15 protein-coding genes are annotated in these 22,874 nt (G+C 42.1%); 3 read left to right on the plus strand and 12 right to left on the minus strand.

Annotation, left to right across the window (positions count from 1 at the left end; all coding sequences use genetic code 11):
• Positions 1-59: 59 nt before the first annotated feature.
• The gene (locus tag EGC86_RS05815) at positions 60-1,085 is read right to left on the minus strand and encodes a zinc-binding alcohol dehydrogenase family protein (protein ID WP_011636878.1); all 1,026 of its coding nucleotides are present in this window, start codon (positions 1,083-1,085) and stop codon (positions 60-62) included.
• A 122-nt stretch (positions 1,086-1,207) separates the two neighbouring features.
• On the opposite strand from EGC86_RS05815, the gene EGC86_RS05820 reads away from it, so the two are divergent.
• Positions 1,208-2,143, plus strand: a complete 936-nt coding sequence (locus tag EGC86_RS05820) for a LysR family transcriptional regulator (protein ID WP_123776925.1) — start codon at positions 1,208-1,210, stop codon at positions 2,141-2,143.
• Positions 2,144-2,764: 621 nt separating this feature from the next.
• Here the strand turns inward: EGC86_RS05820 and msrA are convergent.
• Complete coding sequence (msrA, locus tag EGC86_RS05825) at positions 2,765-3,358, minus strand: peptide-methionine (S)-S-oxide reductase MsrA (protein ID WP_123776926.1); 594 nt, start codon at positions 3,356-3,358, stop codon at positions 2,765-2,767.
• Between the two features lie 170 nt (positions 3,359-3,528).
• Complete coding sequence (locus EGC86_RS05830; protein ID WP_123776927.1) at positions 3,529-5,481, minus strand: DNA topoisomerase III; 1,953 nt, start codon at positions 5,479-5,481, stop codon at positions 3,529-3,531.
• A gap of 170 nt (positions 5,482-5,651) precedes the next feature.
• On the opposite strand from EGC86_RS05830, the gene EGC86_RS05835 reads away from it, so the two are divergent.
• On the plus strand, positions 5,652-6,356 hold the full coding sequence (locus EGC86_RS05835) for a tRNA (adenine(22)-N(1))-methyltransferase (protein WP_123776928.1): 705 nt from the start codon (positions 5,652-5,654) through the stop codon (positions 6,354-6,356).
• Positions 6,357-6,913: 557 nt separating this feature from the next.
• On the opposite strand, the gene purF is transcribed toward EGC86_RS05835, so the two are convergent.
• From purF to fabB, 9 genes are all read right to left on the minus strand, one after another.
• On the minus strand, positions 6,914-8,428 hold the full coding sequence (gene purF, locus EGC86_RS05840; RefSeq protein WP_011636872.1) for an amidophosphoribosyltransferase: 1,515 nt from the start codon (positions 8,426-8,428) through the stop codon (positions 6,914-6,916).
• A 34-nt stretch (positions 8,429-8,462) separates the two neighbouring features.
• On the minus strand, positions 8,463-8,951 hold the full coding sequence (locus tag EGC86_RS05845) for a CvpA family protein (RefSeq protein ID WP_011636871.1): 489 nt from the start codon (positions 8,949-8,951) through the stop codon (positions 8,463-8,465).
• A gap of 152 nt (positions 8,952-9,103) precedes the next feature.
• Positions 9,104-9,730 carry an SPOR domain-containing protein gene (locus tag EGC86_RS05850; protein WP_123776929.1) on the minus strand — a complete coding sequence of 209 codons (627 nt, stop codon included), beginning with the start codon at positions 9,728-9,730 and terminating at the stop codon, positions 9,104-9,106.
• Between the two features lie 71 nt (positions 9,731-9,801).
• A complete protein-coding gene (gene folC, locus EGC86_RS05855) occupies positions 9,802-11,079 on the minus strand; it encodes a bifunctional tetrahydrofolate synthase/dihydrofolate synthase (protein WP_123776930.1) in 1,278 nt (425 codons plus the stop codon).
• Positions 11,080-11,196: 117 nt separating this feature from the next.
• Positions 11,197-11,982, minus strand: a complete 786-nt coding sequence (truA, locus tag EGC86_RS05860; protein WP_011636868.1) for a tRNA pseudouridine(38-40) synthase TruA — start codon at positions 11,980-11,982, stop codon at positions 11,197-11,199.
• Between the two features lie 128 nt (positions 11,983-12,110).
• Complete coding sequence (locus EGC86_RS05865) at positions 12,111-16,139, minus strand: FimV/HubP family polar landmark protein (protein WP_123776931.1); 4,029 nt, start codon at positions 16,137-16,139, stop codon at positions 12,111-12,113.
• 290 nt (positions 16,140-16,429) lie between these two features.
• The gene (locus tag EGC86_RS05870; RefSeq protein WP_011636866.1) at positions 16,430-17,446 is read right to left on the minus strand and encodes an aspartate-semialdehyde dehydrogenase; all 1,017 of its coding nucleotides are present in this window, start codon (positions 17,444-17,446) and stop codon (positions 16,430-16,432) included.
• A 179-nt stretch (positions 17,447-17,625) separates the two neighbouring features.
• Positions 17,626-18,762 carry a 4-phosphoerythronate dehydrogenase gene (locus EGC86_RS05875; RefSeq protein ID WP_123776932.1) on the minus strand — a complete coding sequence of 379 codons (1,137 nt, stop codon included), beginning with the start codon at positions 18,760-18,762 and terminating at the stop codon, positions 17,626-17,628.
• A gap of 426 nt (positions 18,763-19,188) precedes the next feature.
• Positions 19,189-20,403, minus strand: a complete 1,215-nt coding sequence (gene fabB, locus EGC86_RS05880) for a beta-ketoacyl-ACP synthase I (protein WP_041412867.1) — start codon at positions 20,401-20,403, stop codon at positions 19,189-19,191.
• A 132-nt stretch (positions 20,404-20,535) separates the two neighbouring features.
• Between fabB and mnmC1 the strand changes: the two genes are divergently transcribed.
• Positions 20,536-22,629: an FAD-dependent 5-carboxymethylaminomethyl-2-thiouridine(34) oxidoreductase MnmC1 gene (gene mnmC1 / locus EGC86_RS05885; protein ID WP_245423112.1), complete on the plus strand. Its 2,094-nt coding sequence runs from the start codon at positions 20,536-20,538 to the stop codon at positions 22,627-22,629.
• The last annotated feature ends 245 nt before the right edge of the window (positions 22,630-22,874 follow it).

A 22,874-nucleotide genomic window follows, 5' to 3' on the forward strand; every position in this document is an offset into this window, starting at 1 on the left:
TTTATTCCTGTTCGATAATATAAGTTTTAACGTGATTAATAATACAATAAAGCTATTAATTAAAATCCTTCTAACACAATTTTACCAATTGCACGGCCGGCTTCTAACGCCTCATGTGCAGCACGAAGATTTGCAGCATTAATAGCGCCCATGTGCTGGCCTAACGTGGTTTGAATAAAACCTTGGTCAACAAGATCCGCTACTCGGTTAAGTAAATGTCCCTGCTCATCCATATCGACTGCGTTAAACATCGAACGAGCAAACATAAACTCCCAATGTAATGACAAGCTTTTTAGCTTCAATTTAGTCACATCAAGTGCAACTGGATCGTCAATCATAGCAATCTTACCAAACGGTGCTAATAACTCAGTGTAACTGTCAAAATAAGTATCGGTGCTGTTTAGGCTCGCAACGTGAGTCACTGGGCCAATGTTTAATGCCGCTATTTGCGCAGCAAGCGGTTTAGTGTGGTCGACAACATAGTCCGCACCCAATTTCTTAACCCACTCACTTGAACTTGCACGTGATGCCGTACCAATAATGGTTGCGCCCGTAATGGCTTTAGCCAATTGTACAAATATAGAACCCACACCACCGGCAGCGCCAACAACCAAAATCACTTCGTTTGATTTTTCTATCGCGCTAGGGCTTTGCTGCTTAATCGATAAATGTTCAAACAACAATTCCCATGCTGTTATCGCCGTTAATGGTAGCGCTGCAGCTTCTGCATTCGACAAACTCTTAGGCTTCATACCCACTAAGCGTTCATCAACTAACTGATATTCAGCGTTACTTCCTGTGCGAGTAATATCACCAGCATAGTACACCACATCACCAGGTTTAAATTGACTTGCCTTGTCACCTGTTGCAATGACTTCGCCAACCGCGTCCCAACCAATCACTTTAACTTCACCATCCGCAGGTGGCATGTTTAAGCGCACTTTATAATCGGCAGGGTTAACTGCAATGGCACTCACTTTAATCAATAAATCACGACCTGTTGCAATTGGTTGATCCAATGTCACATCGATTAATGATTCTGGGTTCGAAATTTCAAGAGACTGTTTATATCCAATAGCTTTCATAAGGTTGTTCCTGTGATATATAAAATAAGGTTGCTCAAACTTGATGAAGCTATATTAGCGCTTGTTTTATCTTCCACAAACAGCATAATGATTGAAACATTATCAATTAAAAATGGATAATCATGTTATTAGAAGACCTTTATGTGGTGCTTAAAGTCGCAGAGTTTCGCAGCATCACTGCCGCAGCAACCAATTTAGACATGCGCACCGCCACCGCAAGTGCAGCATTAAAACGCGTTGAAGCCAGTTTAGGCGTTGAACTTTTTATTCGCACAACCCGGCAACTTCGTTTATCAAGCTCAGGCGAAAAGTACATTCCACAGTGTGAACAAGCGATGTTAATGCTAGAGCAAGCCAAGCAGAACATGAAAGGTGAGCTAGACATTGTTGACGGCGATTTACGTTTAGCCATGTCGTCAGACCTTGGGCGTAATATTGTCATTCCATGGATTGATGACTTTATGGATACTTATCCAAAGGTCAGTATTCGCGCCAATATCAATGACAGTAATCTCGATTTTTACCGCGACTCCGTCGATTTAGCCTTGCGCTATGGTTCACCAAATGACGCTAATCTTTACGGGTTTAAAATCTGTAATGTCCCCAGATTATTGTGTGCATCTAAAGCTTACCTAGCAAAGCATGGCATGCCAAAACACCCACAAGACCTCGCCTCACATAACGGGCTGTTATATCAACTCAATGATATTACTTACGATGTATGGGAGTTTTATCGCGGCGATGAGTTATTAAAAATCAAAATGAAAGGCAACCGAATCTCAAATGACGGTGAATTAGTGCATCGCTGGTGTGTATCAGGCAAAGGCATTGGGCTTAAGTCTTGCCTTGATATATCAAGTGACTTACTTAACGGTAACGTCGTGCATGTATTACCAGAATACCAAACAAAGCCAACAGAACTGTGGCTCATATTTCCCAGCAGGCAATCGATTACCCCCGCAGCCCGATTACTACGAGACACCTTAAAAGATAAAACCCGCAATATATTGTTGCAGCTAATCGATAAAGGGATCTTAGATAAAAGCGTGTTAGATTGATAAGACTAACGATGACATCTTATTTATCATTATTCCGATAATCTTATTCAATTCTAGCCTACGGCATTAACGTTTTAACGTTCGCTAACTCCTGTGTTGAAGAAGCAAAAGACTATCGCGTCACGACGTGCCAGATGACATAAAACCAAGATAAAAAACCATGAAAAATCGCCCATAAAACAGACTTGTTTACACTCCATGAAATAGCGATAGATAACGCTGTTCCAAAGGTTATTCCATATTTCGCTATTTCATTCCTTGAATCTTTCATTAATCCTATTCCTTGTTTTATTTTATTCCGTATAAAATCATAATTCAATTTGATAGTGATAATACACGGAACTGCGGCAAGTCAGTGTCTAAGCCTGCCTGCGAGCAAAATAATATTTTTGTTATGTTGTTATACGCCAACATAACCCTAAAAACCGATTAATTCAAAAAAGTGCTTTTTCTAAAGCGTTGAACTCTTTTTCACACTCTAACTTTTTTCACACTCACATTTTTTATCACAATCAAATTCTTTATCACAATCAAATTCTTTGCAACCTTCATACCCCTTTGCTTTTGTATGGGTGATACCTGAAGCGCCAAAATACAAGTAGCGGCTGCCATAAATTAAGCCTAATGTGTCGCTTTATCACCCCAAATTTCATTTAATCTTTTGTCTCTGCCGCAGTTCCAGCGGTAGGCATTGTATCTAATAGGGTTGTTTTTATAGTAATCCTGATGATAACTTTCATCGCCTTTTATAGGATAAAATGTAGACGCATTTAAAATCGGCGTGACCACTTTGTTATTGGGAAACAGCTTTTCTACTTTGCTTTTAGACTGTTGTGCAATTTGTCGTTCGGTGTCGTTTGCCACAAAAATGGCACTTAAATAGCTAGAACCTTTATCGCAAAACTGTCCGCTTGCATCAAAAGGGTCAATGTTGACCCAGTAATGTTCTAACAGCTCTGCATAGCTCACTTTGCTAGGATCGTATGTTATTTCAACCGCTTCAAAATGCCCTCGATGGTTACCGTTATAGATAGGGTCTTTGATGTTTCCGCCAGTAAATCCTGAGACCACATCGGTTACGCCATCAAGCTTTTCAAAATCTGATTCCATACACCAAAAACATCCACCAGCTAAAATGGTTTTATCTGCGGTGGCATTCGATGCATAAGACAATAAACTTGCTGCAAATATCGTTAACACTAGTGTGCTTTTCATAACACTCTCCTTTATTTTCCTAGGTTATTAGTATGCTTGTCTCTAAATATCTACTATATGAACTTAATAGTTTAAAAGTTCACAATGACATTTACAAAGTTCCTAATTGTGAGTTTACACAGCTATATTCCCGAAATACCTAGGCTGTAATGCAAGTAACCCTTGCCAATTTAGCTTTTCGCTTTAGCCTTCTTTTTATACGATTTCTTAAAACTGCGTTTTGGTGCACTACTGGTAACACCTTGTAATGCTGAGGGTAACTGGCTCGATGCTTGAGTGATTAGGCCATCTAACTGGCTCAACAATGGCTGCATAAAGGCATCATACTTTAAACGTTTTTGGCTGATAGCATCGAGGCTGTTTTCCCATAATGCGGTCATGTCGGGTGTGGTTGCTGATTCGGGTAAACTGCGGATTAAGCCAACACCGACGGGCGTTGCCAATATTGATTTTCCTTGGCGAATTAAATAACCTCGCTTAAACAGCAATTCAATAATTCCTGCACGTGTGGCCTCTGTACCTAAGCCATCGGTTTCTTTAAGGATTTTTTTAATCTCACTGTTTGTTACGTAACGGCTAATGCCCGTCATCGCGCCTAATAATGTCGCGTCGGTAAAATGCTTCGGTGCTTGAGTCATTTTCTGTAGTAATTCACCACGCTGACAATGCAATATTTGCCCTTTAACCAGTGGCGGTAACGACTGTACCGCATCATCATCGCTGCTAGTTGAATTAGAACTAGCTTGATTTACTGTGGCAGTCCGCTTAAATAATTGCTTCCAACCTAATGTTTTATCCTGACGAGCCTTAGTGGTAAATAATCCACCGGCAATGGTCACTTCAACTGCGGTTTCTGCATAGATATAAGCGGGATAGAACTGGGCTAAATATTGCCTTGCCACGTGTTGATATAACTTGGCTTCATTGCTTGATAATGTCGATAAGTTAGCCACCTTTTCAGTTGGCACTATCGCATGGTGAGCATCTACCTTACTGTCGTCCCACGCTTTAGATTTAAGTTTGCTATTAGGAGACTCACAACCTTCAATTAAGCCTGAAGCACCTTTGAGCACGGCGTCCAATACTTTTGGTGCCAAAGCATGCTGCTCTTTAGGTAAATAGCGACTGTCTGAGCGCGGATAAGTAATCAATTTGTGGCGCTCATACAAACTTTGGCAAGTATCCAGTACCTCTTTTGCCGATAACCCAAAACGTTTAGCAGCATCTATTTGCAGAGCCGATAAGCTGTAAGGTAATGGTGGGTTTTGACGTTTATCTTTAGCTTCAATTTTAGTGACTTCCGCTGGTTTACCATTGATACGGGCAACAACATTTTCGGCTAAACCTTTAGCTAATACTCGGCCGTCTTCATCCATATAAGGTTGACATGCTTCGCTAGGTTGCCATTTAGCGGTAAATGCTTGTTGTTGGTCGGTGAGTAAATGCGCTAAGACTTCATAAAAAGCTTTAGGTTTAAAATCGGCAATTTCATCATCGCGACGAACAACGAGCCCCAGCAAAGGTGTTTGAACTCGGCCAACCGACAACACGCCTTGGTAACCCACTTTACGGCCTTGAATCGTATAGGCTCTGGTCATATTCATGCCATATAACCAATCTGCACGGCTGCGGGCCAATGCTGAGGTTGATAATGGGATAAACTCTCGGTTACTGCGTAATTGCCCCAAAGCACGTTTTACCGCTTGTGGGTTTAAGTCACTGATTAACAAACGTTGAACTTGACTGAGTTTGTCTCCTTTCACACCCAAATAAGAAATCACTTCATCGACCAGCAACTGCCCTTCTCGGTCTGGATCGCCAGCATTAATGATCGATGACGCTTGCTTAACCAGTTTACGTAACACCGTAAGTTGACTGCGTGTTTTAGGTTTTGGCTGTAGTTTCCACGTTTGTGGCACGATGGGAAGATGTTCGAGTTTCCATGACTTAAATGCATCGTCATAGGCGTCCGGTTCTGCTTGTTCGAGCAAATGGCCAATACACCATGACACGCAATCACCATTAGCAGCAGTGATAAAGCCATCACCTTTTTTATGTGGTTTTGGCAGAACATCGGCAATAGCACGACCTAAACTGGGTTTTTCAGCAATATATAAAATCATAATCCACTGTTGGGGCGCTAGCGTTCAAAAGATGAACCGCGCCACTTAACTGTATAAATTTACAGTATAGATTAGCGTTAAATACGCCAAGCTGCAAATATGAAATAATTAACCACTTTGTCACTTAAATCATTACAATGCGCAGGTTCACTTCCAAACTTGATAAATAGATGAAACTCGGCCACCGCTTAGCACATATCAACATGATGATCCCCAATGGTTACACTCATATTTGGGATTGCTGTTGCGACCATGGATTACTCGGCGCCGCGTTGCTAGACAGACATGCAGCCATGATCCATTTCGTCGACATTGTGCCAGCATTGATGCAGCAGTTAACCGCCAAGCTCGAACGTTTTTACCCACAGCAAAATCCACCAAAATGGCAAGTACACTGTAGTGATGTGTCAGCAATACCTTTGGATCAAGATGAGCATACGCCCTTGGTGATTATTGCCGGAGTGGGTGGAGATTTGATGATCGAGTTCGTTAACTCACTTTGCCAACAATATTCTGACCGCAGTATCGATTTTTTATTGTGTCCAGTTCACCATCAATATGAGTTACGCCAACAACTTATCAAACTTGATTGTGAATTAATTGATGAAAAACTGATTGAAGAAAACCGTCGTTTTTATGAAATTATCTACGTAACGCGTAGCAATTCATCATCACAAATAAATAGCGATAGTACTACGGCTAAAATTAGCGCTGTAGGCACTAAATTTTGGCAATGTAACAATGACCAAGAGCGCGATATAGCTAAGCGATATTTAAACAAAGTGCTGACCCACTACCAAAAAATAAACCTGTCGAACCCACAAAAAGCCTCACAAACGTTGCAAGATTATTTGGCGATTAAAGCACTTATATAGCATCTGCAACGGACATTCTCCGACGAGTGCGCTACACCACTTTAAAAGCTGGATCCCGGCTCAAAAGCGTTACCGACAATATTGCTCGATGATCGTATTTGAAAGTGAGGCCTTAAGCACAATGCACTTATGATCGATGTTCATCGTTTGTGATCGCTTGCTCTATATCTATCGCTTGTTACCGCTTGTTATCAATCTTTAACGCTCTTATAGCGTCTAGCCGCGAAGCGACCTAGTATCTAGGCATTTACGCAGCATTCGCTTGTTACCGCTTGTTATCAATCTTTATCGCTCTTATAGCTTCTAGCAGCGAAGCGACCTAGCCTCTAGGCATTTGCGCAGTATTCGCTTGCCATCGCTTGTTATCTATCTTTAACGCTCTTATAGCCTCTAGCCGCGAAGCGACCTAGCATCTAGGCATTTTCGCAGCATTCACTTGATATCGATCTTTACCGCCCTTATAGCCTCTAGCCGCGAAGCGTTCGAGCATCTAGGCTTTAAAATAAAAAAACCAGCATTTTCATGCTGGTTTTTATCACTCACAAACAGTGGTTAACTTATGGATGACACTCGTTGTGCATTTCTAAGTTAGTGCCAATGTCTTTTGAGCGATTGGCTTTGGCATCATCGTTCCGCAACTGCGTTAAATGATCCAAGTAAGCTTGGTCAACGTCGTTAGTAATATAATGACCGTCGAAAACTGATGTTTCGAAACGCTTAATCTCTGGATTTTCCATTCTTACCGCTTCAATTAAGTCGCTTAAGTCTTGGAAAATAATGCCATCGGCACCAATGATTTTGGCAATTTCGTCTGCATCACGGCCATGAGCAATAAGCTCATTAGACGTTGGCATATCAATACCATACACATTCGGGAAACGGATTTCCGGTGCTGCTGATGCAAAGTATACTTTCTTTGCTCCGGCTTCACGCGCCATTTCAATGATCTGTTCAGACGTAGTACCACGTACAATCGAGTCATCAACCAATAATACGTTTTTACCTTTAAATTCGGTATTAATCGCATTCAGTTTACGACGTACTGATTTTTTACGCTCTAACTGCCCAGGCATAATAAACGTACGACCAATATAACGATTTTTCACAAAACCTTGGCGGTACGGTAAATCCATGCAACGTGCAATTTCTAATGCGATATCACACGAAGTCTCAGGAATAGGAATAACAACATCAATGTCGTGATCTTCCCATTCTTTCTTAATTTTTTCGCCTAATTTAGCGCCCATGTTTACACGGCTCGCATAAACAGACACTTTATCAATGCTCGAATCGGGACGTGCAAAATACACGAATTCGAAAATACATGGGGCATAGCTTGGGTCTGCTGCACATTGACGGGTAAATAACTGGCCATCAAGAGAAATATAAACAGCTTCTCCAGGTGCTACGTCACGCATCACTTCAAAACCAACAGCGTCTAAAGCAACACTTTCTGAAGCAACCATATACTCGGTACCCGTTGCGGTTTCGTGTTTACCCAATACCAAAGGACGAATACCAAATGGGTCACGAAATGCCACTAAACCTTGGCCAATAATCATCGCAACTACCGCATAAGCACCACGCGTTTGCGCATGTACTTTAGCAACTGCGTCAAACACTTCGTCGGCACTTAAGGTTAAACTGCGCGTTTCTTGTAATTCATCGGCTAACAGATTTAACAAGATTTCAGAGTCTGAGGTAGTGTTAACATGACGACGCTTTGTGACTAGGCTAGCAGCCAGTTCAATCGTATTAGTCAAGTTACCGTTATGCGCTAACGAAATACCAAATGGCGAGTTAACATAAAACGGTTGTGCCTCTGATGCACTCGAGCTGCCAGCGGTAGGATAACGAACATGTCCAATACCGGCATTGCCTTGTAAACGCTGCATATGTTTAGGTTCAAACACATCTTTGACTAAGCCGTTTGCTTTGCGTAAACGAAACGCATTCATGTCAACCGTCACAATACCTGCTGCGTCTTGACCACGATGTTGGAGCACAGTCAGCGCATCATAAATGGTCTGATTAACTGTTGATTTTCCTACTATTCCGACGATACCACACATGGGTAAGGTTCCTCACTGTAAGGTGTTTTTATGTTTATATTTTGGGTACAAAGCTTGAGGTATTTTCAAGGTAGTTAAAAAACCACTGAATAACCACGCCAAACTCAGGTACAAGAACAGAGTCCTGCCACCATTTGGTGTCAGGGAATGCCGTAAAAGCATCCATAAAAAACAGTAATGCACTAACGATTAACGCGCCACGTATGGCACCAAAACACAGGCCTAAAACACGGTCTGTGCCCGATAATCCGGTTTTAGCCACTAACTGGCCTAATAAATAATTAACGAGTGCCCCTAGGATCAGGGTAATGATAAAAAGAATGGCAATCGCCACACCGTTTCTGACTAACTCGTCCTGCATTTGGGTTAAATGAGCAGCAAGATCAAGATAAAACTGGCTAGCGATAAAGAAAGCGGCAAACCAAACCACAAGAGACATGGCTTCTTTGGCGAATCCGCGGATCAAACTAATAATAGTTGATAACCCGATGACAATAATTATTGCGTAATCAATCCAAACCATGGAGATGGTGATCCGGTATAGGGTTCAAGACGGCGGGATTCTAACAGAGACAGAGATGTTTCTCACCTCTGATTGCACAAATTATTCTTGCGTGATTAAGAACAATCAAATTGTAAATATTAATCACGCACGCAAAACACCGTCTGAAGAGGTTATTGTTCCTGTGGATTATAGGCTACGATTTTGCCTTTTAATCCGGTTAATTTGAATATAGGTTGCTGACGAGCTTTAAGTTTTTCTTCTGATACTTCAGGGCCTACAAACACTCTGGTTAGTTTCCCTTCTACGGGAACTTTAGGTAGTGTATAAGCGTTAAACCCTGCTTTACGCAGTTGTGCTATCAATGCTTTTACATTGGTAATATTGTTAAAGCCGCCTAACTGCAATGTAAACCCAGCTGTAATGGCTGATTTCACTTTATTAGCAACCTGGGTTTCAGGCTTTTTAACTGCTGTTGTAATTTTAGCTGGAGCAGGAGTCGGCTGCTTAACAGCTTGTGTCGATTCTTTTTTCGGTTCAGCTTCCCCTAATGCAACGATATCATTACTGAGATCTTGTGGCTCTGCAATCGTTAACACTTGGAATTCTTCCGCTGGTTCAGCGTTATTGTCAGAATTGACTTTATTTGAAGCACTTGACTGAGCTGGACGTAAAGGAATTTCAGTAAACTCCTCAACCACCTGCGTTTTTTTACCGTCTAACAAGTCGGGTAAAAAAATCACACCTAAGGCCACTAATACGATGGTACCCACCAAACGATTTTGAAATTGACGATTCAAAGCTAATTCCCTTTTTTAACCAAATGACGTTAATGATGGCTTGCACGACCGACGTCTGACATAAATAGTGTTTATAAAGATTTAAAGCCAGCTACAGTATAAAAAGAACCGAAGACAATAACCACATCATCTGCATTGACTGTAGCTTGTATGGCTTGCCATGCGCTAGCGATGTCATCAAACTCACTTACATGCTCACAGCTACTGTCATTGGGCAATGCTTGACGCAATGCTTGCGCTGATGCGCCACGTGGATTATCTAAACTCACCAAGTTCCAATGGCTAATTTGCTCGGCTAATGTCGCCAATACCGACTTAATGTCTTTATCTTTAAGCATGCCACACAAGGCTACAATACGACGGCCTTGGTAAGCCTGTAATTGTTGTGCTAAATATCTGGCGGCATGCGGATTATGCGCAACATCTAGTAATACTAATGGCTGCAGGCTCACCTGCTCTAGTCGCCCAGCGAGTTGAGCTTGTTGTAATCCTTGGTTTATGTGCTGTTGGCTTATTTGCGGCCAAATATGGCTTAGCAGCGCAACAACACTAGCAGCGTTAGCCAGCGGTAACCTTGGCACCGTTAAACCAGTATATGACTGCAGCCCAGATTCAAAGTGCCATAATGTTGGTTGAGTCTGATCTTTTTGGTAATTAAACTCATGCCCAACACGATAAAGGGTTGTATGGAGTTGATTCGCATATTCAGTGATGCTCAACGGTAAGTCTGGCTCACCGATAATAGCGACACAATCGGGGCGAAACACACCAGCTTTCTCTCTGCCAACCAGTTCGCGGGTATCGCCTAAATATTCTTGATGATCAAGATCGATAGAGGTCAAAATAGTGGCTGTGGAATCAATAATATTGGTTGCATCCAACCGTCCACCTAAACCCACTTCAAGGATGATCACATCGACTTTAGCAGCTTTAAACAAATATAAACCAGCTAAGGTAGCATATTCAAAAAAGGTTAATGAAATATCACCTCGCGCCGCCTCTATGGCACAAAAAGCTTCGATAAGAGCATCATCACTAGCGTCTTGTTGATTTATTTGCACCCGTTCATTGTAATGCAGCAAATGAGGCGAGCTATACACACCGACAGACAAACCAGCCTGACGTAAAATCGAAGCCAACATGGCGCAGGTTGTGCCTTTGCCATTGGTGCCAGCTACGGTAATCACTTTAGCTGGCGCCAAATCAAGCACACTCAATCGCTCGGCAACAGCGCTGACTCTAGTTAAACCCATGTCAATTTCGCTAGGATGAATTGCCAACAAATAATCCAGCCATTGAGCTAAACTTGACTGTTGATTGGGCACAGTTATTTCAGACACGATTGACATAATTCAATACCATTTAACTTATTCAAACCTTACTCGCCCTGCGAATACAGAACATTCGTTTTACATTTCAATAAAGATAACTTAGCTAACTTGAATAACATAGATAGCTTAAAGGGCTTAATCGAGCATAAACAATGGACCCAAAGCTAACTTAGGTAATTGATAATGTTCAGGATAAGTCACATCGACCAAATACAATCCGTTCGGTTTAGCGGTAGGTGCCGCTAGCTTACGATTTTTCAGGGCAAACAATTCTGTTATCCACTCTATAGGTTGATTACCTAAGCCGATTTGCAGTAATGAACCAACAATATTTCGCACCATATGATGTAAAAATGCATTAGCTTGAATATCGACCATCACATACATGCCTTGGCGAGTTACATTGACTTGATGCACGTTTCGAAACGGTGTTTTAGATTGACAATGCAAGGCTCTAAAACTGGTAAAATCGTGTTCGCCAACAAAAAGCTGTGCCGCTTTATGCATCAAAGTTTCATCAATATCACCGTGATAATGGCTTACACCTGCACTTAAAATACCAGGGCGCAGTTTATGATTATAAATCACATAGCGGTAACGTCTGGCTGTAGCACTGTAACGAGCATGAAAACTGTCATCGACTTCTTTTGCCCAGCGTATAGCCACACTGTCTGGTAAATTAGCATTAACGCCCTGTGTCCACGCCGTCATTGGACGTTGAACATCTGTGTCAAAATGAACCACCTGCCCGGTACCGTGCACACCAGTATCTGTTCTTCCGGCACACGATACGGTTATAGGTTCATTAGCCACATAACTTAACGCTTTCTCAATCTGGGCTTGCACTGAATCGACCTCGAGTTGGCGCTGCCACCCACAAAAACTACTACCATCATATTCAATACCTAACGCGACCCGCATGCCTATATCCTCTACTCAATAATGGCGCGCAGTTTATCACAAAAAAACGGCGCATGTATCTGCGCCGTTTGCTTTTATGTGGTCAACATAAGCCTATGTTTTTGTCTATTCAGCCTCAATTGCTCGCGTTAATTAACACTTTTCAGTAAATTTTTGGCTTCTAATTGTTGACGTTCATTACCGTCCATTTGCACTTCTTTTAATAACGCTCGGGCACTGTCTTGGTCTTCAATTTCAATATACGCCCTGGCTAAATCAAGTTTTGCATTAACGGAGTTTTCTTCATCATCAACATCGATCATGTTCGGGTTGCCGATTAACGAATTAACAGAGCCCATATCAACATTGACGTCTTTATACTGGTCGGTTTTATCGTCATCTTCATCAGCATCGTTCAACAGTTTATCAATGTCGATATAACCGTTTTCACGCTCAAAACGCATTAAGTCATCGTCACTGGCTTTATATTCTGTTGATTGGCTTCGTTCTTTTTGATCTAGTGCTGCTAATGCTTCATCAACCGTTAAGTTGTCATCGCTAAGGATATACTCATCTTCAGAGGTAAAGTCATCATCGTTGTCATCATCTTTGAGTGACTGTGAAAATGCCGCCAGTAGATCATCATCACTCACATCTGCTTCATCGACTTCTCTCTCGTCAGCAGCAGACTCGGCAGCTTTAAGTAAATCGCTTTCCCAATCTAAAAGTTCAGGTTTAGGTTTGCTTGATTTAAGGTCATTAAAGAAACCTGAATCTTTATTGGCTTTATTTTGCGCTGTAGATGAAGTTTTATCATCATCGTCCATTTGCGCTAATAATGCATCCAAACCATCATCGGCATCAGTTTCTGATGTAGGCGTGGCTACAGGAGTTGATGCAGCTGCAGTTTCTTGATCGGACTCAACATCATTATTGCTCGTTGATGCTAACGCGGCTTCAAGTTCAGCATCTAACCAGCTGTTATCTTCGTCATCGCTGTTTGCAGCTTTATCAGCATCGGTTTCAGGCTCAATAAACGGGGTCGTTTCAATATCTGCGACATCATCTGTGTTGACTAAATCGGTATCATTAAGATATTCATCAAACTCATCAAACAATGCATTATCGTCGATACCTTCATTATCAGATTGAGTGCCGTCAATTTGAGTGCTGTCAGAGTCAATATTTTCAGTCTCGCCAATCAACGGAGCGTCGTCTTTTATATCGTCTTTAAAGCTTGCCAATAAGGTATTAATGTCATCATCGAGTGACTCATCATCAGATGTAGATTCTTCGCTAGACATATCATCATCTAATTCAGCTGCAATCTGTGCTTGGACTGCCGCTTTTTCCTGAACATCAGCATCTGACTCAACCACCGGCTCGTTAAGACTCGCTAATAATGCATCGATGTCATCGTCACTGGTTTCATTATCATCAATAGAGTCAGCAACATCTTCATCATCGCTTAACTCAGCTGCAATTTGCGCCGCTAAATCATCACTATCGGAAGATGCTTGTTCTCCTGTAGATAATTCATCACTTTCTTCGTCAAATACTGATTCAATAACAGGCTCATTCAAGCTAGACAACAATGCATCAATGTCATCGTCACTAGACTCTACGTCTGGGATATCTTCGTTAACATCATCTTGTAACTCAGCTGCAATTAACGCGGCAATATCATCATCGTTATCAACTGAATCACTGTTTAGTGGCTGAGGTTCAGTATCCCCATCATCTTCTGAACTATCTTGTTCGTTCTCATCCTTGGTCACAGACAACCCAGCTAGGAGTTCATCTATATCTTCGTCCGCTGCAGTAGGAGCATCAACATCAGTTTGTTCTGAATCAGATTTTGATAGTAATGAATCAAGATCATCTTCCGCGTTTGTTTCAGCTGACTTTATCGGCTCTTCAGCGGCAACATCGTCCGACTCTGCTGGCATATCAAACTCAGCCAACAATGCATCAATATCGTCATCCGCCTTTGCTTCAGCTGACTTTATCGGTTCTTCACCGGCAACATCTGGCTCTGCTGGCATATCAAACTCAGCCAACAATGCATCAATATCATCATCCGCCTTTGCTTCAGCTGACTTTATCGGTTCTTCACCGGCAACATCATCCGGCTCTACTGGCATATCAAACTCAGCCAACAATGCATCGATATCATCATCTGCCTTTGTTTCAGCTGATATTTGCGGTTCTTCAACGGCAACATCATCCGGCTCTGCTGGCATATCAAACTCAGCCAACAATGCATCGATATCATCATCTGCCTTTGTTTCAGCTGATATTTGCGGTTCTTCAACGGCAGCAACATCTGGCTCTGCTGGCATATCAAACTCAGCTAACAGTGCATCGATATCATCATCGGCCTTTGTTGCAGCTGACTTTACCGGTTCTTCAGTGGCAACATCTGGCTCTGCTGGCATATCAAACTCAGCCAACAATGCATCGATATCATCATCCGCGCTTGTTTCAGCTGATTTTACCGATTCTTCAGCGACAACATCATCCGGCTCTGCTGGCATATCAAACTCAGCCAACAATGCATCAATATCATCTTCCGCACTTGTTTCAGCTGATTTCACCGGTTCTTCGGCGGCAACATCGTCCGATTCAGCTGGCATGTCAAATTCAGCCAATAGTGAGTCGATATCATCATCCGCGCTTGTTTCAGCTGATTTTACCGATTCTTCAGCGGCAACATTATCCGGCTCTGCTGGCATATCAAACTCAGCTAATAGCGAGTCAATATCATTTTCTGCTGAAGCATCTAGATCATCTTTTTCTGTATCTTCATCTAAACCCGCCAACAAACTGTCTAAATCATCTTCTGGTGCAGCAGAATTTAGGGTTGCAGCTGGCTTGTCATCTAATCCAGCCAGTAGACTGTCGAGATCATCGTCATCTTCAAGAGGTTCAAGATCAGAATCTTGATCTTCCATCGCCTCTGCCCATAAATCATCTAATGAGGTCCCTTCCTCATCTTCTATTTCTGTTTCTGTTTCACTAACAAACATATCTGATGCCATATCCATTTCGGCATCACCTTCCATTTGGATTTCAGGCTGTAAATCTACGCTGTCTAAATCCAATAAATCATCAATTGACTCTTCATCGTTTGAATCTAAATGGACCACAATATCATCAGAGTCATCTAAGTCATCGCGGTCTGTTGCAGCTGCAGACTCTTGTTCAGACTGGGTTGCTGTTTTTACTTCAGACTGCTGATTTTTTTTATTACGGCGACTAAGTAACCAGAAAATAAGTCCGAATATAATTAACAGAGGAATCGATGCAGCAATGATCAACAAAATGGTGTTATCCATTAGGCTGCGCCAAAAGTCAGTGGGTTCTTCTACAACGGGTTCCACATTTTCAGTTTGATCTACAAGTTTTTTATTTTCTAAACTTAACCCTTCATATTTCTCGCGTAATAGTTGTAGATCTTCTTCAAGCGAGGAAATGTTTAATGACATTTGTTCAATTTTGTTTTTCAACACTTGATTGTCATTGTTGCTGACCATTAATTCATCTTGTGCACGCGCAAGCTCATCGGTCAGCATCAAGGTTTTTGCATTGGCTTTATCTAAGGTGCTATTGAGGTCATTTACGACAACGGCATTGGCCTCTGTAATCGCTTTGGTTTGTACTTCTACAGCAGGTGTTTGCTGCACTATTTGCAGTGGTTTTGAAACGGTAGGCTTTTTAGGCGTTTCGACTATAGGAGATTGAATAGGTTTATTATTAATGACGGGACGAGGCTGTGTTTGTCTGCTAGCACGGCGGTCATCTTGTTCTGCACGGCGTTTAGCGACATCATTGGGAATAGCGGCTATTACATCAACAGAAGGAACAAGTAATATCATCCCTCGCTCTAATGTATTGTAATTATTACCACTAAAAGCATGTGGATTAGCGTCAAACAACGCTGCCATCACTTGGTAAACACTGACCTTATCGCTGGGTCTGACTTTTTGCGCAATACTCCAAAACGTATCTCTTGATGTTGTTGGACCATATTGGCGTTTCGCTTGTTGTTTAACCTCACCATTGGGGCCAGTAATTTTGAGCGTTTCTGCATGCGCAGACTCAATAATTTGTACACTGGTTAAGCCAACGGCTGTGCAGGCAATCAAACCCACAATATATGAAGTACGCAAAGTCATCCCATCCTTCCCTTTTAGCGCTATTGAGTTACCGGCTTGGCAACAGGCTTTAGGCAATTTTTATCGTTAATATTATGGTCGTTAACTGTATCTAGTCACATCAATCGTGAGCCAATTTTGCAGGCGTTTTCAATGCTATTGATGTTAAAAATGATATGTTTACGACTATAAACTAGATTCACCGCACCTGCTACTATTGGGCTCAGTAAAACGGAAAAAGCCTGCGCATTGCAGGCTTTTTAAACTAAATCGCGTTGTTGATTAAGTCATTACACATTGTTAAAGCGTAATTAATAGTAATCTCTAATCAAAATCTCGGCAATTTGTACGCTGTTTAATGCAGCACCCTTACGAATGTTATCGGCAGTAACCCATAAATTTATACCGTGAGAGTGTGAAATATCTTTACGAACGCGACCAACATAAACAGGATCATTACCTGCAGCTTCAGTTACCGCTGTTGGATATTCGCTATCATCATCAAACAATTCTACGCCTGGTGCATCACGTAAAACAGCTTTAACATCTTCGGCATCAACAGGTTGACGAGTTTCAATATGAATAGCCTCAGAGTGACCATAAAAAACAGGCACACGCACAGCCGTTGGATTAACAACAATTTCGTCATCACCAAAAATTTTCTGCGTTTCCCACACCATTTTCATTTCTTCTTTGGTGTAGCCATTTTCCATAAACACATCAATTTGAGGCAATACGTTAAAGGCAATTTGCTTTGGATAAACTGTCGGCTCTGACGGTAAACCTTGCAATAATTTAGCACTTTGACCCGCTAGCTCATCAATCGCCTTTTTACCTGTTCCAGACACTGACTGATACGTCGCCACGTTAATACGTGAAATACCAAAAGCATCATAAATAGGCTTAAGAGCCACTAACATCTGAATCGTTGAACAATTAGGATTAGCGATGATATTGCGATTGCGGAAATCAGCAATGGCTTCTGGGTTAACTTCTGGTATCACCAGTGGCACATCTACGTCGTAACGAAAATGTGAAGTGTTATCGATAACAACACAACCCGCGTCACCCGCAATCGGCGCCCATTTAGCAGACACATCGCCACCAGCAGAAAAGAAGCCAATTTGTGCTTGGGTCCAATCAAACGTTTCTACGTCAAGAATTTCAACTTGTTTACCGTGAAAACTGACCGTTTCGCCAGCACTGCGACTGCTCGCTAATGGAAACAACTTAGCAACCGGAAAATTACGCTGCTCGAGGATCTCAATCATTGTTTGACCCACTGCGCCCGATGCACCTAAAACGACTACATTAAATTCCTGAGACATAATTAACGCTCGACTCCATATTATCCAGTTTGAACAATCAATCTACCTTAGTTTAGTTATGCTTTACTAGGGTTAATGTACTAAAAAAGCCGACTTTGAAGTGATTTTTTCTCAACTGGCTAAAATTACTGTTTTTTAGGCTCAATCTGCCTTCTATTGGCCTTATATAATGACACTAATTAATTAAAGCCTAAAGCACTCAACATCGATGGGTCTATCTTACCATCAGATAAATAGTCCACAGATTGGGTTAACGAGATTGCACTATATTCACGACGATAAGTGTGCTTTTTACGCATTAAATCAAAACCTGTAGCTGTTAAGAAACACCCTCTAAAGTTAACGTCGTCGTCACGTAAATCATAAACTAAACGCGACAATTTCAGCAATTGGCTTTCGGTTAAATCACTTTGACTGACAATTTGATTAAATTGAAATGTCGGTAATAAACTCTCTAATGATTTTTTTACCGGAAAATCGAGTAATTCACACCATTTTTGATACAACATAAACGTTCCGCGGGCTTTGCCTTCAAGGCTATAACCAGCAATATGCGGCGTAGCAAACTCTGCCAAGGCGACTAATTCGGCCATTGGGTTAGGTTCACCTTCCCACACATCAAGCACCAGCTTTACGTCATCGCGCTGCTGTTTAAATTTGATCAACGCTCGGTTATCAATCACCTCGCCTCGACAGCAATTTAGTAACCAGGTATTGGGTTTTAACTTATTCAGTCGGGCTTCATCAAATAAGTACCAGGTTTTATGCTCACCGTCTTTGGTGATAGGCACATGCAGACTGATTATATCGGCTTGCTCAATAATAGTGTCTAGTGACACAAACTCACGGGTATCACCTTGCAATGCTTTAATGGGGTCGCACAACAATACTTTTAGCCCATAAGCTTGCATACACTTCGCGGCTGCAGTGCCGGTATTACCAGCCCCGACAATCCCCACCACTTTACCGGCTAAAGACTCTCCAAAACGTTGCGCTAACTCCAGCATGGCAATAAATGCGTACTCACCCACGGCCGTCGCATTACACCCAGGAGCATTAGTAAAATAAATATTGCGCAACGAAAGATAATCAACATCTACATGATCGGTACCAATCGTCGCACTACCCACAAATTTCAGTTTATGTGCATTTTTAATTAACTCTGCATTCACTTTCGTCACCGAACGCACCAATAACACGTCGGCATCTTCGACTTGTTTAGGTGTCAAGGTTCGGCCATTTACATATTCAATCTTGCCTAAATAGCCAAACAAGGCATCAACATAAGGCATGTTTTCATCGGCAATTATTTTCATTTGGGTATCTTATTCACTGCGAGTTTAACGACATCACATCGCGTTTTTTTATAACCCGTATCTTATACCAAATTCACCTAGTCCGTCATGGCAAATAGCGCTGATTGTTATCGCTGACTAAACCTAGATGCTAGAGCGGACTTCGTCCTGCTAGTTCGCTTCGCGGCTATAAAAGCTAAGCAGTTTACATCAGAAACAACCGACAAATAACTCCGATATACGCTTAAATCGCTTTCGCTTTTATAGCTTCTAGCCGCGAAGCGAACTAGCATCTAGGCATTTAGCCTTTCCATAAGCGCAGCGTTTGCTTGTAATCGCCTATCATCGATTTTTCTCTAGTCACTTGTTTAAAAGGCAACAAAAAAGCCAGTATCGTTTCCGATACTGGCTTTGAAATCATTCGCGGGTTAACCCACTAGTAACGTTTTATGCTTTAAATTTACGCATGACTAACGTTGCGTTAGTGCCACCAAAACCAAAACTGTTGCTCATAATGGTGTTCAATTCAGCTTCACGCATTTGACGAACGACTGGCATGCCAGCTGCTTTTTCATCTAGGTTGTCAATGTTAATGCTTGGAGCAATAAAACTGTCTTCCATCATAATTAAGCTGTAAATCGCTTCATGTACACCCGCAGCACCTAAAGCATGACCTGTCATTGATTTAGTCGATGCGATTGGAGGCATGTTATCGCCAAACACTTCACGTAACGCTTCAAGTTCACGCATGTCGCCTACAGGAGTAGAAGTACCATGAGTGTTGATGTAATCAACTGGCGTGTCTACATCTGCAAGTGCCATCTGCATACAACGCACAGCACCTTCACCAGACGGAGCAACCATGTCGTAGCCGTCAGATGTGGCACCGTAACCAACAATCTCAGCATAAATCTTCGCGCCACGTGCTAAGGCATGTTCTAATTCTTCAACAACAACAATTCCGCCGCCGCCAGAAATAACAAAACCATCACGATCTGCATCATATGTACGTGACGCTTTTTCAGGCGTGTCATTGTACTTAGTCGATAGTGCTCCCATAGCATCAAAGCCCATGGTGAGTGTCCAATCAACTTCTTCAGCACCACCAGCAAATACCATATCTTGCTTACCCATTTGGATAAGTTCAACAGCATGGCCAATACAATGAGCAGAAGTGGCACAAGCTGAACTGATTGAATAGCTCGTCCCTTTAATTTTAAATGGTGTCGCCAAGCAAGCACTTGCAGTACTAGACATAATACGAGGCACAATATAAGGGCCTACGCGCTTAACACCTTTTTCACGAAGTGTATCAGCTGCCTGAACTTGGTTTTTTGAAGAAGCGCCACCCGTACCAGCAATCAAACCGACACGGAAATTAGAATACTGCTCTTCTGTTAGGTTAGCGTCAGCAATCGCTTCCTGCATAGCAATGTAAGCATATGCAGCAGCATCGCCCATAAAGCGAAGTGCTTTACGATCGATATGATCAGCTGGGTTCATTTTAATGTCGCCCCAAACTTTGCTACGTAATTGCATTTCTTCAAACTGTGCCGAGTGAGTAATACCGCTACGACCCGCTTTAAGTGACTCAGTCACTTCTAGCTTGTTATTACCGATACTTGAAACAACACCCATTCCGGTGATCACGACTCTTTTCATTTTTATGCTATCCATTTGGTACATGTCGGTACTTAATTGCGGCAATCATAGCTGCTTTGAAGCAATTAAGTGGTCAGCTTTCCATAAACGCAGGTAAAATAATGCCAAGTTATCGGCCCTGAGTAAAACATTTTGAACAAAACACCTTTATTATCTGTATCCCCGAACCTACACGAGTTGCATATTTGTGAATTACTGGGCAACAACGCCAATCAAAATAGCCGATATTTCCACATTGTTAAGCAGTATATCGCCGAAGTATTGCAAAGCAGTGACGATAAAATAGCAGCCACAAATACTCAACCACATTTACTAACGCTAGGCCAACTCGGTTTTGGCGATGGCCACGAAATAATACTATTACTGGCAGCCTTACAAGAGGCTAACTTGCAAAATCCTTTGATACAGCAACAAACTCGAATTCACATCAGTGTATTTGAACAAGGCCCAGTAAACCGTAAGCAACTGCAACATACATGGCAACAACAAGGGCTACTTGATTCAGACCATCATTTATTCGATTTTACCCAAGCATTACTCAATGGTGAAATTGCAGCCATCGAAGGTTGCCAGCGGCTGAGTCTACTCCAAAACCAACTTATCATTGACCTGTATCAAGGTTCGCCACTAGCGCAAGCCAAAACCATTGCTACGCCGAATAAACAAAGGATAACACATTGGTTTGCCCTACCCCATACGAACCAAGAGGCTCATTCAGATCAATATTTTCATCAACGTTCAGTTTGGGAATATGGTCGACTCAGTGTTGATAATGCAACATTTTTAGCGGCTAGCACAAATGACGAAAATATTGCTCCAACTATCAAAAAGCAACTAGCATTTTGCGGATTTTCATCCTCCACATCATTCAAATCGACTGATGACATTGCTATCGCAGAACGTAACGCGCTAAGACAACAACTACAGCAACAGTTTGCTTATAACCCATTGCCACCGTTACATTCTAATAACAACAGCCCTATAGCTATTATAGGTGGCGGTATCGCTTCTGCAAGTCTTACCTTGTCTCTGGCTGAACGCGGCAAAGATGTGATTATTTATTGCAAAGATGACACATTAGGACAAGGCGCATCAGGCAACAAACAAGGTGCCATTTATCCCCTGCTTACACCCGAAAATGGCTCGCTAAGTCAATTTTTTCAACAAGCCTTTCTATACAGTCGACGCAGAATTCAGGCATTAGTTGATAATGGATATGACATAGGACATGAGTGGTGTGGTGTATTACACACAGGTTTCGATCAACGTAGCCAAACAAGATTGGATAAAATCATTGATGGTCAAGCGTGGCCAAGTGAGATTGCTTTTGCTGTCAGTCCACACCAAGCCACACAACTTGCTAACGTCGATATTGATAAACCTGGCTTTTATTATCCATTAGGCGGTTGGGCTTGTCCGTTTGAATTCGCACAAGCAAGTATTGCCAAAGCACAAACATTAACCAAAGTTCGCATTGTCTATAATAGCGACATTAGCTCACTTGAATCACACTCATCTGGCTGGCAACTGTTTAGCGCCGAAGACAATACCCCTATAGCAACCCACGAACAGGTTGTCATCGCATCAGGAGCTCAACTTACTCAGTATAAGCAGACAAAAAATCTACCAATTACAGGCTTTAGAGGTCAAGTTAGCCATGTACCTCCACAAGGTGAGCTAGCGAAACTTAATACTGTTATTTGCGCTAATGGTTATTTAACCCCACAACATAACCAACTACATTGCGTTGGAGCCAGTTATGTAAAAGACCCACAACATCTTGACTTTTGCCCGATAGAGCAGCATGAAAATAGCCTTAAAATGCAACAAAGCTTTCCTAATTCAAACTGGCCTAATGATATTGATGTTTCAAACAACGATGCCAGAGTTGGCGTAAGGATGGTCAGTCGCGATCACTTTCCGGTAATGGGTTGTGCGCCTGATGTTGAAGCGTTATTTATACGCTATGCTGTTCAACAGCAATCGAAAGACAAACCCAGTCTATGGCAACATTACTGGCAAACAACACCAGCACCAATTTATGACGGGTTATATGTGTTAGGAGGACTAGGCTCACGCGGCCTAAGCTCAGGCCCATTAGTCGCCGAATGCTTAGCAGCAAACCTATGCGGCGAACTATCACCATTAAGCGTAGAGCTACAAGCCTTACTTAGCCCTAACCGAATGTGGCTGCGTAAACTGCTTAAAGGAAAAGCGTTGATGTGATTGTAAAACTACTCGAGGGTGAATTCGATGAGCATTTATACCATTAAAGTAACCACCTCATTCACGTCATGCCTGCAACGCCCAGTACCAAGTCATTCCTTAAACACCCACTATCACGTACGTTCTGTAATGCACACTATTACGTCATTCCGGTAACGCTTTTGAGTCGGAATCCAGGTGTTAATTCCTTACGCTTTAAAGATCACATGCAATAAACCAAGCCACACCAGGATCCCCGACACGAG

The organism is Shewanella frigidimarina, from assembly GCF_003797125.1.
Classification (GTDB): domain Bacteria; phylum Pseudomonadota; class Gammaproteobacteria; order Enterobacterales; family Shewanellaceae; genus Shewanella; species Shewanella frigidimarina.

Excerpts from the sequence above, each read along its gene's own strand:
- EGC86_RS05835 (WP_123776928.1), top strand. The coding sequence starts at position 5,652 with ATGAAACTCGGCCACCGCTTAGCACATATCAACATGATGATCCCCAAT.
- EGC86_RS05870 (WP_011636866.1), bottom strand. The coding sequence starts at position 17,446 with ATGTCTCAGGAATTTAATGTAGTCGTTTTAGGTGCATCGGGCGCAGTG.
- EGC86_RS05865 (WP_123776931.1), bottom strand. The coding sequence starts at position 16,139 with ATGACTTTGCGTACTTCATATATTGTGGGTTTGATTGCCTGCACAGCC.
- EGC86_RS05820 (WP_123776925.1), top strand. The coding sequence starts at position 1,208 with ATGTTATTAGAAGACCTTTATGTGGTGCTTAAAGTCGCAGAGTTTCGC.
- truA (WP_011636868.1), bottom strand. The coding sequence starts at position 11,982 with ATGCGGGTCGCGTTAGGTATTGAATATGATGGTAGTAGTTTTTGTGGG.
- EGC86_RS05815 (WP_011636878.1), bottom strand. The coding sequence starts at position 1,085 with ATGAAAGCTATTGGATATAAACAGTCTCTTGAAATTTCGAACCCAGAA.
- EGC86_RS05845 (WP_011636871.1), bottom strand. The coding sequence starts at position 8,951 with ATGGTTTGGATTGATTACGCAATAATTATTGTCATCGGGTTATCAACT.
- EGC86_RS05875 (WP_123776932.1), bottom strand. The coding sequence starts at position 18,762 with ATGAAAATAATTGCCGATGAAAACATGCCTTATGTTGATGCCTTGTTT.
- EGC86_RS05830 (WP_123776927.1), bottom strand. The coding sequence starts at position 5,481 with ATGATTTTATATATTGCTGAAAAACCCAGTTTAGGTCGTGCTATTGCC.
- purF (WP_011636872.1), bottom strand. The coding sequence starts at position 8,428 with ATGTGTGGTATCGTCGGAATAGTAGGAAAATCAACAGTTAATCAGACC.
- fabB (WP_041412867.1), bottom strand. The coding sequence starts at position 20,403 with ATGAAAAGAGTCGTGATCACCGGAATGGGTGTTGTTTCAAGTATCGGT.
- msrA (WP_123776926.1), bottom strand. The coding sequence starts at position 3,358 with ATGAAAAGCACACTAGTGTTAACGATATTTGCAGCAAGTTTATTGTCT.
- folC (WP_123776930.1), bottom strand. The coding sequence starts at position 11,079 with ATGTCAATCGTGTCTGAAATAACTGTGCCCAATCAACAGTCAAGTTTA.